Genomic DNA, 15682 nt, shown 5'->3' on the forward strand with positions numbered 1-15682 from the left:
AACACTGATTCCATTTAAGCTGCCAATAAATTTTTCTGAAATTCCTTTTTTCTTTCCATAAATAACAATTCCCTGATGCCAATTGCTATTTAAAAGTTGGTGAAAAGAATCCAGTCCTTCAGCTTGAGGTAATGGGATTAAGCCCCATTTTTTCTCTAAGTGTATCAGGACTTCATTAGTTATTTGCATTCCGCCCTCTTTCCATAAAGGCCAGTTAATACTAAGCGTTTTTCCTTTTCTTAATCCTTTATCTTTTTGTGAATTTCTAAATTCTGCATAAGTATTAAGATAGGCATTAGCGGCGGAATAATCTGCCTGTCCTATGTTACCTGTAACCCCGGAAACTGATGAAAAGTATACCATAAAGTCCAAAGGCAAATGTTTAGTAGCTTCATCCAGGTTTTTTGTTCCTTCAATTTTTGGCGAAAAAACCTGATGAATTTCCTGTACTGTCTTTTTAAGGACAAAACTATCTCTGATCACACCTGCACTATGAATTATTCCATCAAGTTTTTTGTGCTTATTTTCAATTTTAGCCACCAGTTCTTCAAGTGCTTTTTTATCACTAATATCACATTCATAGTAATGACAATTATGCAGTTTTAATAATTCATGTTCCTGCTTACTTCTTCCTGTCAGGATTACCTGCGCCCCAATATCTTGACACAGATATCGGGCAAAAACAATCCCGAGTCCCCCTAAGCCTCCGGTAATTAAATATACTCCGTCCTTTTTTAACTTTATAATCTCACTTTCTGTCTTTTCTTCTTCGACATCGTAATCTTCTACCTTTTTAACCTGTCGTTGCCCATTTACATATCTGACCTCGGTATCACTCAAAGAAATTTCATACTCTAATATTCGAGACAATTCTTCAATTTGATTTACTGATAAATCATCAACGCCAATGGTTCGTCCGGTAATTTTTAAAGTTTCCTGACTAACAGTTTTTAACATTCCCGATACGAAACTTTTTTCCAGATAATCCTGGTTTTCATATACGATTGTAATATCATACGGTATTTTTTGTGCTATTTTTTCCTGTACTTTTTTAAAGACAGTGATAAAAAATTCTTCTTCTGAATTAGAACTAATATTTTCTACTTCTATCACAAGATTTTCTCTGAGTTTATCTGCTAGATTTGCGGAAGCACCAGCCAAAATAATCAGTTGAGAGTTCGTTCCGCTTACCACCTCAATTGCTTTTTGAGAAGTTTCTTTCCATACATTTTTAAAAAGAGAAACTCCTTCTTTTTCATTTTCTTTTTCCTCTCCTGCTGTTCTGCCTGTAAACTGATGTAACACTTCAAAATCTTTAATGCTTACTAATACTTCTCCAGCATCATTTAACAGATCAATATTGTATTTTTTTGATTCAGGTTTATCGTCTGTGCTGCTAAAATAGGTGTGGCACCAGATTACTTCTGAAAGTTTCCTGTAAAAATTAATTTCGCCAATTTTATAAGGAAGTGCTATTCCCTGATCTTTTTTATTAATTCCTAAAGCTGCTGAAGTTTGCAAAGCACTGTCCAACATCCCCAGATTAAACAAATATTCTTTTTGATTAGGCAGCGAAATTTTTGATAAAACTTCAAACTCGTTATAAGAAAGATATTCTATTCCCTGAAAATTTGCTCCGTAATTAAATCCTAATTCTTCAAACAGCTTGTAATAAGCCTTTTTATCTATGAATTCCTTTAAACGCTCCTTAATCTCCTCGAGATTTTTGCTGCTAGGAAACTCTAGTTCGTCTGTGCATAATTTTCCGTGACCATGAACAATCTGGTCACGGTCTTCTGAATAGATTTCGTAACTAAACTCTTCTCTTTCAGGACTGATGCCAATACTAATTTTACGGTCAGTATCCTTACTTTTTACAGGATGCAGCCAGGTCATCTCTTTAATTTGAGTGACTTTTTTATCCAAAGACAAATTTCCTGCTATTCGTGCCAATTCAACGTACGCAACTCCAGGTAAGATTTTCTCTCCTTTTATTTTATGGTCTTCAAAAAATGGTTCTCTACCGCTAAAAACGCTAGTAAACTTTTGTTCCTGAAGGTTGGATGTATTATGATGGACTAATGCATGCAAGTTGCCCAATTCTGTTTTTATGCCTTTAGGTGCTGAAATCCAGTATTTTTCTTTGGCAAAAGGATATGTAGGCAAACTTATAACAGCGGGTAATTCTCCATCATAAAGTTCTTTCCAATTATCCAATACTCCCCTAATCCATAGTTTAGAAATTTCTTTACTATTATTTTTGCTGAATGTCTTAATACCCGAAATATCTTCTGCATTATTCCATTCAAAATTTACCGTCTTGCTTTTTATATTACCTTCGAAACAGTTTTCTGTTATTTCATTTACATATTCACTCAGGTGTCCAAGAAGTTCTTCTCTGTTTTCTGCCACAATCGCCAATCGTTCTTCCATGGCTTTTCGACCAATCTGAAGCGTATAAGCGACGTCGTAGAGATTCAGACTTGAATCAGACTCCAAATGTTCTTTTAAACGTACAACCTGTTCTTTTAATCTGTCTTTATTCTTAGCTGATAAAATAATAATCACCGGAAAGCTGCAGTTATAGCTCTTTTGTTCTTTTGGAATGTATTCTTGCAAAATAACATGAGCATTACTTCCTCCAGCCCCAAAGCTGCTTACGCCCGCCAATCTGGGTTGACCGTTATTGGTTTTCCATTCCTCCAATTCTTGTTGTACCTTAAAGGCACTATTCTTAAAATCGATATGTGGATTAAGGGTCGTGGAATTAATAGACGGAACTAACTGCTTGTTTTTTAGTTGTAATATAACTTTTGTTACTCCTGAAATCCCTGCCGCAGATTCACAATGCCCAATATTGGATTTAACAGAACCTATACTGCAATACTGCTTATTTTCTAAATTAAAGATTTTTGATAAACCTGCAATCTCTATAGGGTCTCCTAAACTGGTACCTGTACCATGAGCCTCAATATAACTGAAGTTTTCGATCTTAACCTTTGCCTTACTAATTGCTTCTTTTATTACAGATGCCTGTGCTTTAGGATTAGGTACAGTAAAACCACTGCTTTTACCATCATGGTTTATTGCAGTACCTTTGATCACGGCATATATCTGATCGCCGTCTTTTATAGCTCTGCTTAATGATTTTAAGAGCACAGCACCGACACCTTCACCAGGAACGTAGCCATCACCGCCTTTCCCAAAACTTTCACATTTTCCTTTTGAGGATAAGAACATCGAATTAGAAAGCCAGTTGTACTTGCTTGGGTGCGAGGTCAAATTTACACCACCGGCCAATGCCATGGTGCTTTCTCCCTTCTTAATGCTGTCACAAGCCAGATGAAGCGCTGTCAAAGAGGATGAACATTGTGTATCGATCCCCAGACTCGGTCCCTGAAACCCAAAACATGATGAAACTGTATTGGCAACCAGAGATACAAAACTGCTAGGATAAACTGGATCTGCTCTTTGTTCTGATCGGTATAACTGGTAATCTGTCCAGAAAACTCCCGCAAATACCCCTACTTTCTCTTTTTTAGACAATTTTTCAGGCGTATAACCCCCATCTTCAAGAGTTTTCCAGCTTTCTTCTAAAAATAATCGAACCTGAGGGTCCATTTTTTCTGCTTCTTTTGGAGATATGTGAAAAAATAAAGGATCAAACGTATCTATTTGATCTAGGAATCCGCCCCAGTTATAGACACTTTTTTCATTATCATCTGCATCCCATCTGTCTGTTGGAATTGCTGTAATACAATTTTTTCCTTCTTTAAGATTCTCCCAAAATTCTGAAATATTCCTGGCCATGGGATATCGCCCGCTTATTCCTATTATAGCTATTGGCTCATCTGCCAATGATAAATCTCCAGCTAAATCAGTTGTAAAAACCTCATCCTGCGCCTGAATTTCGACAATCGTCTCTGCTCTACCAATAACTTCTTTGGCTTCAAGATCAGCGAAATGTTCTTTCTCATTTAACAATAAATATTCGGCTAGCTCAGCAATTGTCTGATATTCAAACAAAAGAGTAGGATAAAAATCATGTCCGCAAGTTGATTCGAGTTCACGTACAAGTGCCATAGTAGAATTAGAATCCAGTCCCAGATCATAAAATCCAATATTTTCTCCTATCTCTATAGGGTCTATATTTAGTTTTTCACTTATTCTTTCTTTTAAAAAGTCATTTATTTTATCCCCAACGGTTTTTGTCTGCTTTTTTTGCGGCTCTGAAATCTTTGGTGATTTATGTTGTATTTCCTTGATTTTAGTTTCTGGCAACACAGACGTTTCCAGTAATTTTTTAATAGATTCCGGATCACGTATTCTCTTGCTGGCTATTTTTTCAAATCCGGCCAAAAACTGACCTTCTCTGTTGAAAAGCGTAATATCATTATGAATAATTTCAGGTAATTTGTCTGAATTTACAGGTTGTCTTTTACTGTATACATAAACAGTTGGCGGAAAAGGAAGAGCGTGCTCGAATTTTTGTACTGAAAACGGAATATAAGGGATGCCATTTGTTATCGCATCCTGGCGATCATCTAACTTAAATGAGCTTCCGGCAAATGTAGATCCATCAAGAAAAGCGGGATGCGCTGTCATTTTTTCACGAAATTCTTCAGCCAGCTCGCTTAAATGAAGTTCCATAAGTTCTTCATCACCTCTCTGATATATTTTTCCGTGTGTCTGCATAAATTCACCATGACAAATGGCTATGGTTCTGGCCTCCTGATATACAGTAGCCATTTCATAACTTTTTTCGCTATTTTGTATAAAATTTTCCACATCAAATATCACTTTAGTATTTGAAGTTTCGAGGGCATCGATTCGGCAATTCATGTGCTGCGTCCATTCTCCATATATATTTCCGTCGTGGTCAATCTTTTTGGATCGTATCAAAACCTCATATTCTGACTGATTGCCTGGAGTGTATTTTATTTCGAGTCTGCGGTCATAATTTTCTGTGGTCGATAATGGTTCTACAAATAAAACCCTGCTTAAGCTAAAATCTTTATCGAACAACTTTTTAGAAGATCGTAATACTAAATCCAGGTACGTTACGCCGGGAATTATTCGTACATCATATACTTTATGATCTCTTAGTATATAATTGTCGTGTAAAAAATCTATGGTTATAGTCTTATTATTCATGTTCTTTTATTTCAAAATTCAAAAAGTTGTCAAATACTTTGTTATTCTTTTTTGGGGACTTTTCTCTTTGGGAAGTTTTTTCTTCCTGAGGCCAATATCTCGAACGATTGAAAACAATTTCAGGACGTTTAAAAGGCAATTGTACCTTATTACGTTCTGGAATTCCTTCATCACTTACCAAGACAAAAGCATTATTTCCTCCGAGACCAAATGCACTGATACCCGCTCTCCTGACGCCGTCAACACCTTCCCATTCTTTTAGTTCCGTGACCGGATATATAGGAGAACTGTCAAAATTAAATCTGACATTGGGAGTTTCGCAATGCAATGTTGGTGGAATTTTTTTTGCGTTAATAGCTAACAAGGTTTTAATGACACCGGCAATTCCGGCGGCACTTAAAAGATGTCCTATATTGCTTTTTACGCTTCCAATTCCACAAATAGCATTTTTATCGGTATGTTTTCGCAACACACGTGTTACTCCTGTCAGTTCAATTGGGTCTCCAATAAGAGTTCCGGTACCATGCGACTCTATGTAACTGATACTAGCTGCAGGAATTCCTGCATTTGCAATTCCTTTTTCAATCAGTTCTTCCTGTGCCGTTGGGTTAGGCGTTGTTACTCCCATAGTTCTGCCGTCATTATTGACTGCCGTACCTTCAATTACTCCGTAAATTTTGTCTCCAGCAGCTATGGCATCCTCCAAGCGTTTTAGTATGATGACACCACAACCTTCTCCTAAACCTGTTCCGTCTGCTGACTGATCAAATGTTTTACTTCTTCCACTGGGCGATAAAATACTGAGTCGAGAAAGTGAAATAAAAATTTCTTCATCCAAAATAATATCTACTCCGCCAGCCAAAGCCATATCGGTCTCACCAAGTCTTAAATCCTTAACAGCCAAATCGATTGCTGTTAAAGAACTGCTGCAAGCCGTATCAACTACCAGATTGGGACCTTTTAAATTATAGATATGCGACAGATGTGCCGTAATAAAATTTTGCCCTGTTCCGATAATGAAATCACGACACGGTTCCTTTATTTTATTTCTAAAAGTGCTTAGTCTGCTTCCTCCATAAACGCCTACTGCTTTTCCTGATAAATCTTCTTTGAGGTAACCTGAATCAGCAATTGCTTCTGTACACACCTCTAACCATTGCCTCTGAAGAGGATCAATCTGACTGGCTAGCTCTTCTTTTATTCCAAAATATCCCGGATCAAATTTTTCTATATCTTTAAGAAAGCCACCCCATTTACTAATACTTTTTCCTGGCTGATCTTTTTCCGGACTGTAAAACTCTTCGGCATTCCATCGACTTTCAGGAACTTCACTAATAGCATCTGTTCCATTTTTTAAATTATCCCAAAATGCTCTTATATCAGCTGCTTCGGGAAAATGGCATGCCATACCTACAACCGCTATTGGGGCATTTTTTTTATACTGCTTTTGAGTGTTTTCTTTAGCATCTGCCTCAATTAAAGTTGGGTTATCACTTATATCCTGAATATTTTCTTCCACAACGGCATTCATTCCAGAAAGTGCAGCAGGAAAATTTTTCTCTATATAATTTCCTAACATATTTATAGTTGGGTTTTCAAGTAGCACAGTAGGATCTATATTTACACCCGGAAGTTCACGCTCTAATGCTTTTATTAGTTGTACCAGTATGACAGAATCTACACCAAAGTCCTGAAACGGCAAGCGAATATCCAATACTTCGATCGGAAGCTTCAGTTCTTTTGCCATGAGTGCTCTCACCCAATCCGAAATATTTGTTTCTTCTACTGTATTTTTTCTCTCTGTCATCTTTTTCTTTTTGATTTCAAATAACTGATTCAACTCAAAATGAGGATCAGCAAAAGCAATTGGGGCCAAAATCGCCGGCAACTGATGCGAAATAATTATTTTATCCAGAATTGCTAATCCCTGTTGAACGGTAATTGAAGCTAGTCCGATCTGATCATAAAGGCTTCCTTTTATTTTCTTCATACCAACATTTTCCCAATCGGGCCATTGAACGCTTGTGTAGGCTTTTCCCTTTTGCTGTTGGAGTCTGGCGAAATAGTTCAGATAACTATTGGCCATCACATAATCACTTTGGCCGGAACCCAGAACAGGAAAAGTGCTAATAGAGGAAAACAGAATGGCAAAATCCAATTGATTATCTCTTAAAATCTCCTCCAGCTCTTCTATAACTTTTACTTTAGAATTTAATACCGTTTGTATGGTGGACAACTCTTTATGTACAAATGCCGGACTGTTCAAATCCACATTTCCCGCACAATGTAAAAGCCCTTTTATAGGTCCCCAATCTGATTGAATATCGAACAATAGGCTTTTCATGTCTCCTTTCTCAAGTGTTTCTGCAGCAATAAGTTTTATTTGCACTCCTCTATTTTCCAATTCCAAAATGGTTTTAATTTTATCGGCTGCCTCACACTGCTCGTTTTTAAGGATATTCCACCTGTTTCTTGCAGGCAGTTGTTTTCTTCCCAATAAAATAATTTTTTTAAAACCATGTGTCAGGGCAAGATGCTTTGCACATTCTAGTCCTAATCCTCCTGTTCCTCCTGTAATAAGCACGGGATTTTCTACCGCTAATTGCTTTTGGATAGTTGTACACTCCAATTTTTCCAAAAACGGAAAATACCATTTGCTTTTCTTGTATTTTATCCTGGTATAACCTGATGTGCTGTAATAGGCCTCCGTGATAACCTGAGCTGTAATTTTCGGATCTGTTTGGTCTAATTCAAGAGAAAGACTGTTTATTCTGGAATATTCTGCCTGCAACATTTGATATAAGCCAAATCGCTCTGCAAAATCCAGGTTTATCTGTCCTGAATCGCTTACAATAACAAGGGTTAAAGGCTTTGAATTATTTTCTTTTATACAATTTTGTAACAACAATAACCAATCGAAGTTTTCTTCATTATGATTCTCTAATGGGCTTAAATCAATGCATCCGCTAATATTTTCCATTTCAGTTATAACATCAGTTGCCGCTACTACTTTTGACTGTCCTAAATTTTGTTGCAGGGCCTGAAGTAATACTGGATTAGAGCTGTTACTGATGATAAGAGTCATTCCCGCTCTTCTTTGACCTGCTTCTAATGCACCTTTCTTCCAATTTTGCTCAAAAATGGATACTTCATCTCTGGTCGAAGAGAACACAGGTGTTTGTTGAAGACTGTCGATTACAGGCTGTTCATTTGGTTTCCAATATGTTTGTTTTTCAAAGGAATAAGTAGGCAGACTTATTTTTTGGGGAATATTTCCCTCATAAAGTAATGCCCAATTTATCTCGATACCTTCTATCCAGTACTGCATGAGATCATTTATATTTTTATCTCTAAGACTATTTTTTATTTCGTTTTCCAAAACCTTCTGGTTTAATTTTTGGTTTTGAGCGGTATTTTTTTCTCTTTGATATTTGTACCCGTTCTCCTCGTTTATAAAATCGGACAGAATTTTTATGAATTCCTCTTTTGTCTGTATTATAAAAGCTAGCTTGTAATGCATGTTTTCGCGGCCAGATTGCAGGGTGTATGCTATATTAGTCAAATTTACAGACACTGATTCTTCTAGATAGCTTTTAAGGTTCTGTGCTTGGTTTCGCAGGCTATTCTCTGTTTTTGCAGAAATTAAAATCAAAACGCGACCCGCATCCTGATTTTGTACATTTCGTATGTACTCTTCCAGAATGATATGTGCATTTGTACCGCTAAACCCAAAGCTACTTACCGCGGCCCTTCTTTTAATACCCTCTTCAGTCTCCCATTTCCCTAACTTTTCCTGAAGTCGGAATGGACTGTTTTCAAAATCAATCAATGCATTTGCTTTTCCAAAATTAAGAGAAGGAGGTAATTGCTGGTTTTTAAAAGAAAGTAATACCTTTATTATTCCCGCTACTCCGGCTGCCATAAGCGTATGCCCAATGTTGGTTTTGACGCTACCAATTGCGCAATTTTGTTTTGGGCATGAAAAGGCATTAAAAGATTTGGTTAACGCTTCAAATTCAATAGGATCGCCTAAAGGAGTTCCAGTACCATGCGTTTCGACATAACTTATTGTTTTAGGATTAATGTTGAACTTTGTGTAGGTTTCTTTTTCTAAGTTTTCCTGTGATAAAACACTAGGTGCCAATATACCGTTTGAGGTTCCGTCCTGATTGACCATTGAGCCTTTTATCACACCATGTATAACATCTCCGTCTTTTTCAGCATCTGCGAGTCTTTTTAACATCAGTACACCAACACCTTCACCCGGAACAAAACCATTGGCACGCTGGTCAAAAGCATAGGTTTTTCCGTCAGCAGAAAGCATTCCTGCCCTGCTGGAAAGTTTGTAAAAATTAGGCGAATTCATAATAGTAATGCCGCCCGTAATAACAATATCATTCTCCTTGCTAATTAAACTCTTACAGCCAAGATCAAGAGCTACCAATGAGCTTGAACAGGCCGTGTCTATTGACAATGCAGGCCCTTTTAAATTCAGCAAATAAGAAATTCTCGAAGGGAGTATCGCAGATGAGTTACCCCAAAATGCTGATGCCGGTTTATTTTCTGCAGTATCAAGATAATCCCCTGTACTAACTCCGGCGTAAACACCACATTTTTTATTAGAAAGTGTTTTAGGATTTATCCCCGCATCTTCAATAGACTTCCAGGCATGTTGCAGGAAGAGTCTTTGCTGCGGGTCCATCATCTCAGCCTCTGCTCCGGATATTCCAAAAAAGAGCGTATCAAATTTATCCACATCTTTCAAAAAACTTCCCCACTTGCTGTATGTTTTATTTGCAGCATTCTGATCTGCACTGTAGTGAACATCTTTATCCCACCTTTGTGGTGGAATTTCTTCGATTAGGCTTCTTCCGTCACGCAGTGCCTCCCAATATTCGTTCAAATCATTTGCCGAACCAAATTGTCCGCTCATTCCTATAATTGCAATATCATCTTGAGCCACTTGATTGAAAGCTTCAAGATTGTCTTGTGTTGTTTTAGGAAATTCTACGGCCAAAGGCATAACTGGTTTTTTCTGTATCTTTTGCTCTATTTGAAACGAAAAATGAGACTGTATATAATTCGCAAGCTCACTTATATTAGGATAACTAAAAATTTCAGTAGGACTTAAAGTGATCTCCAGTTTTTTATTAATGTTTTTTATTAATGTTGCACCTAAAATGGAATCAAATCCATAGTCCATAAATTGCCTGTGAATGTCAAATTTCTCCTCGCTGTGTTTAATTGTTGCGGCGGCGATTCTAATCAATTCCTCAATTAACCACTGGCTATCGTCACCTTTATTTTGATTTTCTTTTTCCCATTTCTCAGCAGAAACTAATTTTTCTGAATCCGCTCTTTCAATTTTGTTTTTTACTACACCATTACTTTTTGCGATAATCATTTGCTGTGGCAGATTTTGGTTTTCAGGATACGATTGTATTGCTGTAAAACCTTCTTCGTGCAATACTTGCTGCCATTGCTTATCTGATAGGCCGGGACTTCCCGGCAGCCGAATTTCGGCATCTGAATAAAGCCACCAGCCGTCTAGCAATCCGAAGGTTAAAGTTGTAAACAATTCTGTCGTAGCCAGTTCATTTAAAAGCAATAGTCCGTTTGGCTTTAAAACCTGTTTAATGTTACTGATAGTATTATTAATATTTGCAGTGGCATGAACAACGTTTGCTCCCAGAACAATATCGTAGGACCCTAATACCAGACCTTGGCTTGCTGCCGCCTCTTCAATATTAAACAGTTGTGTTTCCAGATAAGGAGCCACTGTTTTATATTGTGACTCTCCGTACAGCAGAAAACTTTTTGAAATATCTGTATAGGTATAGGTAATATCATTTTTGTAAGACGCTAATTTGCTAAAAATTAACTCACTTGTTCCGCCGGTCCCGGCTCCTACTTCCATAATTCGAATTTTTTCTCCTGGAGCCAGAGATTTTAATGAATTAGAAACAAACTGCACGACTGTTGACGCTATGAGCTCGTTCATATAATCTGCTTGTTTGTTTCCTTTGTAAATTCCATTGACATTCTCCATACTTCCTTCTGGAAATAATAATTCTGTCGCCTGTATGCTACCTCTTAAAACAGCTGAAAAATTATGCAGACAAAGCTTTAATAATGCACTGTGTGACTTGTAATCTTTGTTTTTATCTACCAGATCCTGCAGTGATTCTTCTAAATCGAAATGTGTTGTCAGCTCTTGCGTTTCTGCGCTTAATTCATAAAAAGTATCATTGGGCACCAAATACCCTGATGAGGTTATAGTCCTGATTAGTTCTTCAAACAAACGAGTATATTTTTTTTGAATTCCCAATCTAAGCTCAAGATCTTCAATGCTTTTACACAACCTAAGTTCATGGGCGAGATCCATTTTTAATAAACTTTGCAGCAATCCTTTTTCACAAATACGCTGAAACAGCTGCTCCTCTTCAGGATGACTTTCGCATAATCCTTTTTGCAGTTCTTTAACATCAACGATACTAGGTACTGTAAGGATTTGATACCGCTCTGATTCGAGCAGATTATCAACCATTGCCTTTGCTTTTACTGACAGGTTTATAGCAATAACCTGACGCACTTCGTTAGATAATATGGCCTCTAATATGGCCATTCCCTCTACATTGGAAATACTTCCAATTCCAATTTCATTCATCCTTCTGGCGTAAGCATCACCACTTACAATTCCTGCTCCACCCCAATATCCCCAATTAATGGTATAGGATGGGACATTTAAAACGGATTCAATTTCCCTTGCGTAGCTGTCCTTAAAAGTACATCCCGCTGAATAATTGGATTGCCCTGCCGCATTCCATTGAGACTGGATCGACGAATAAAAACAAACAAAATCAAGTTTATCTGCATTAAATGCATTTACGAGATTTTTACTGGCCAATGATTTGGGAAGATAAGAATGATCAAAATTGGCAGCATTCATATTTTCAAAACGCATGTCATTAAGTACTATTGCAGAATGAAACAGGCCGTTTACCCTGCCATATTTCGTTTTTATTGCTGCATAGGTTGCTGATAGTGCAGTGGCATCAAGTGCATCACATTGAAAATAAACCGGGCGCGGTCCAAATACAGCTATTTCATCCTGTTTCTTTTGTATTTCTGTATCTGAAGCTCTTCGACCAAGCCAAATTACCTGCGCTTGGTATTTATCGGCCAGATATTGTGTTGTAATAGCACCTATACCTCCGGCTCCTCCAAGTATCACATAAATACCTTTCTTCTTTATTTTACTCTTTGCTACATTAAGCTGTAACGGATGCAGTACTTGCCTGTAAAAAAAACCATTACGATATACGTGCAAAGTACCCGTTGTGTTATACGGTATTTTTTGCTGCTCTTTTATAAAGACAGCATTCCAATCTGTTGTTCCTAAATCTATAATTCTGGTGCTCCAATCAGGATATTCTTTGGCAATGGAACCTACTAAACCAATAATGCCGCTACCCAAAGCATCAACTTCTTCGCCAGTATAAACAGCCTGTGTATTTTTCGTAAAAAAGCAAAGGTTTAATTTTTTATCCTTAGCAATATGTGATACTTTCTTTAAGCTCTCAAACAATTTTTTCTCTATGGATATTTGTTTATGCTGCAGCCCTTTAAAAAGACCATGAACAAAATAAAGACTATCTGTCTTATCTTCGTTCGGGGCAATTTCCTCCACTATTTTTATGCTGGTTCCCTGCTCTTTTAGTTGTTCAAGCAATGGTTCTAATAAAAACATATCCTGATTTCCTGTTCCCGTTACAATCAGTACACTGGTTTCTTTTTCTTCTGAAAATTCATCTGAAGTCATACGCTTCCATACCGGAAGATAGGTATTGTCTATCGTTGATTTTACCGTTACATCATCTTTTAAAGGAATTGCTACAAATTCTTTGAACTGCAATATCACTTCACCATCGCTATTAAATAAATCAACATCATAAGATGTTAAATGGCTCGTTGTATGCTGACTTTCTTTGGCCATGGCCCAAAGTTCCATATCGGCAGTTATAGCATTATGAAATATCACTTCCTTTACATGATAAGGAAATGCAAGTGAATAATGTTGGCCGGGAAAAATAACCAGACCATAAATTGTATGTAAAGCACTGTCAAGAATACCAGGATTATATTTAAAACCTGCCTTTTGCTCGTTTTTTACTTTTGCAAGTGCAACCCTGTCTTTTACATAAAGTGTAGTTACCAGTTGAAATGAATCTCCCAAATTTAATCCTGCACCAGCGAAGTCATCATAAAGTTCCTTTGCCGTAATGATTCTGGAAGCTCCCGTTATAAAATCATTTATATGAAGCTTATTTTTAACTGTTGGATAAGAAGTAATGGTTATTTCTGCTTCGCAGTGAATCAACTCCTTTTCAAAAATAGTGCTTTTTACTTCGGCTTTCAATTCATTGGAATGCTGTACTATTTTGATTTCAATTTCTTTTGGGTTTGCTTCTACAGGGATTGGATTCATCCATGTGATATTTTTTACTGCCGTAATGTTCTTTTCTGCGCTGATTTCGGCAGCTGCCCTGATTAATTCTATATAAGCAACTCCCGGAAGAATTTTTACATCTAATACTGCATGATCTGACAAGAAAAATTCTGATCCTTTATAAGTACTTTTAAATTTTATTTCGTTTAAAGTCGAGGCATTAAGATGTACCAGTGGATGAAGCTGTGCAAAAAAACTTTCTTTAACTTCGGTTTTATCAGACTTTGGCATCCAATACCTCTTTTTTGAAAAAGGATAATTAGGCAGCAGTATTTTATTTGGACTGTCAACTTCATAAAGCAATTTCCAGTTTATAGGGGCACCTGTTTGCCATTTCTCTAATAAAAGATCCAGGTTGCCTTCTTGAATTAAGTTATTTACTTTGGTATCACTTAAATGTATTGCCCTGTTTATTGTGCTAACAGGCAGACTTTCATTTTCTACTTCTTTTAATTTTTCTTTCAGCTCCTCAATATTCTTTACCTGAAACCCAGCTCTTACATCAAATGGCTCCCTTGCTATTTGAAGTGTGTAGGCAATATCATATATGTTGCTATTGGGATTTTGGCTGATGAATTCATTTAAATTTCTGGCAACAGACTGCAGTACTTTTGGGCTCTTTGCTGACAAGATTATTAATGCTGCCTTTTGGCTTGTATAATTGTTTTTCATTTTCGCAGTATACTCTTCGAGTACTACGTGAGCATAGGCACCACCAAACCCAAAACTACTTACACCGGCTCTCAAAGGATTTCCGTCTTTGTTTTCCCAATCCTGTACTTCTTTGTTGATATAAAAGGGAGAATTTTGTAAATTAATATAAGGATTGATCTCCTTAAATTGAGGCATAGCAGGTATTTTCTTGTTTTTGATAGAAAACATTGCTTTAATAACTCCTACTATCCCGGCAGCACCTTCGGCATGTCCAATATGTGCCTTTGCTGAACCTACTGCACAAAAATCGGTTTTATCTGTATGTTTTTTATATGCCTTTTTCAGAGCATTTATCTCTATAGGATCTCCTAGTTTGGTACCAGTTCCATGCGCCTCAATATAACCTAGTGATTCCGGAGATATTCCGGCATCTTTCCAGGCTTTTAGTAAAACATCCATTTCTCCGTCAACGCTAGGTGCTGTGATTGATGGCGTATATCCTCCATGTGTCGTTGCACTTCCCTTGATAATACCATGAATAAAGTCACCATCTTTTTCTGCCTGTGCTAGTGGTTTCAACATTATAGCTGCAACACTCTCTCCGGGAATATACCCGTCTGCCTGGCTGTCAAAACTATGACATCTGCCCGTAGCGGATAAGGCTCCAATACTAGAGAAATAGCGATAGTGTACAGAAGACAGCAGTAAATTGGCACCTGCAACGAGCGCCTGATCACATTCATTATTTTGAATAGCCTTACAGGCTGTATGAATGGCTATTAAAGAACTCGAACAAGCAGTGTCAATGACAATACTTGGTCCCTTTAAATCAAAATAAAAAGAAGGTCGGTTGGCCAGCATGGTTGCCGCATTTCCGGTTCCGTCATGTGGATTTACTGTTAAATTAATCCTGTCCATTTCCTGACCATAGTCATGAAAACAAGCCCCTACGTAAAGCCCGGTATTGCTTCCTTTAATAGTATTAATGGTTCCCGCATCCTCAATGGTGTGATACAGGACCTGCATTAGATAACGTAATTGCGGATCCATCATTTCAGCTTCTACCGGAGAAATATTAAAAAAATCGGCATCAAACTGATCGACATTATTAATAAAGCTTCCCCACTTGGTGTACAGCATATCCTCCACCCCTTTTTCAGGATTATACCATGGTTTATAATCAAAGTGATCCTGCGGAATTTCTTTTATCAGGTTCTCTTTATCATAAATTTTATTCCAGAATTCCTGAGGATTGTCTGCTCCCGGAAACACTCCATGTACCCCTATAATGGCAATATCTTTGGTTATTTTCTCCTGTGGGGCAATTATGCTGGATTTATGTTTACCAAATTGTAATGGTTTCAT

Annotated in this window: 2 protein-coding genes (1 of these 2 running past the window's edge); both read right to left on the reverse strand. The window is 37.3% G+C overall.

All coding sequences use genetic code 11. From position 1 onward, the window contains the following. A protein-coding gene (locus EV142_RS12635; protein ID WP_132036244.1) for an SDR family NAD(P)-dependent oxidoreductase crosses the window boundary here: on the reverse strand, positions 1 to 5154 show its 5' portion. It extends 13485 nt beyond the left edge of the window; only the first 5154 of its 18639 coding nucleotides appear in the window; its start codon is at positions 5152 to 5154; its stop codon lies beyond the left edge, outside the window. Next, positions 5147 to 15682: an SDR family NAD(P)-dependent oxidoreductase gene (locus EV142_RS12640; RefSeq protein ID WP_132036246.1), complete on the reverse strand. Its 10536-nt coding sequence runs from the start codon at positions 15680 to 15682 to the stop codon at positions 5147 to 5149. Before EV142_RS12640 ends, EV142_RS12635 begins: the two co-directional genes overlap by 8 nt.

It is taken from the genome of Flavobacterium circumlabens (genome assembly GCF_004345565.1).
Classification (GTDB): domain Bacteria; phylum Bacteroidota; class Bacteroidia; order Flavobacteriales; family Flavobacteriaceae; genus Flavobacterium; species Flavobacterium circumlabens.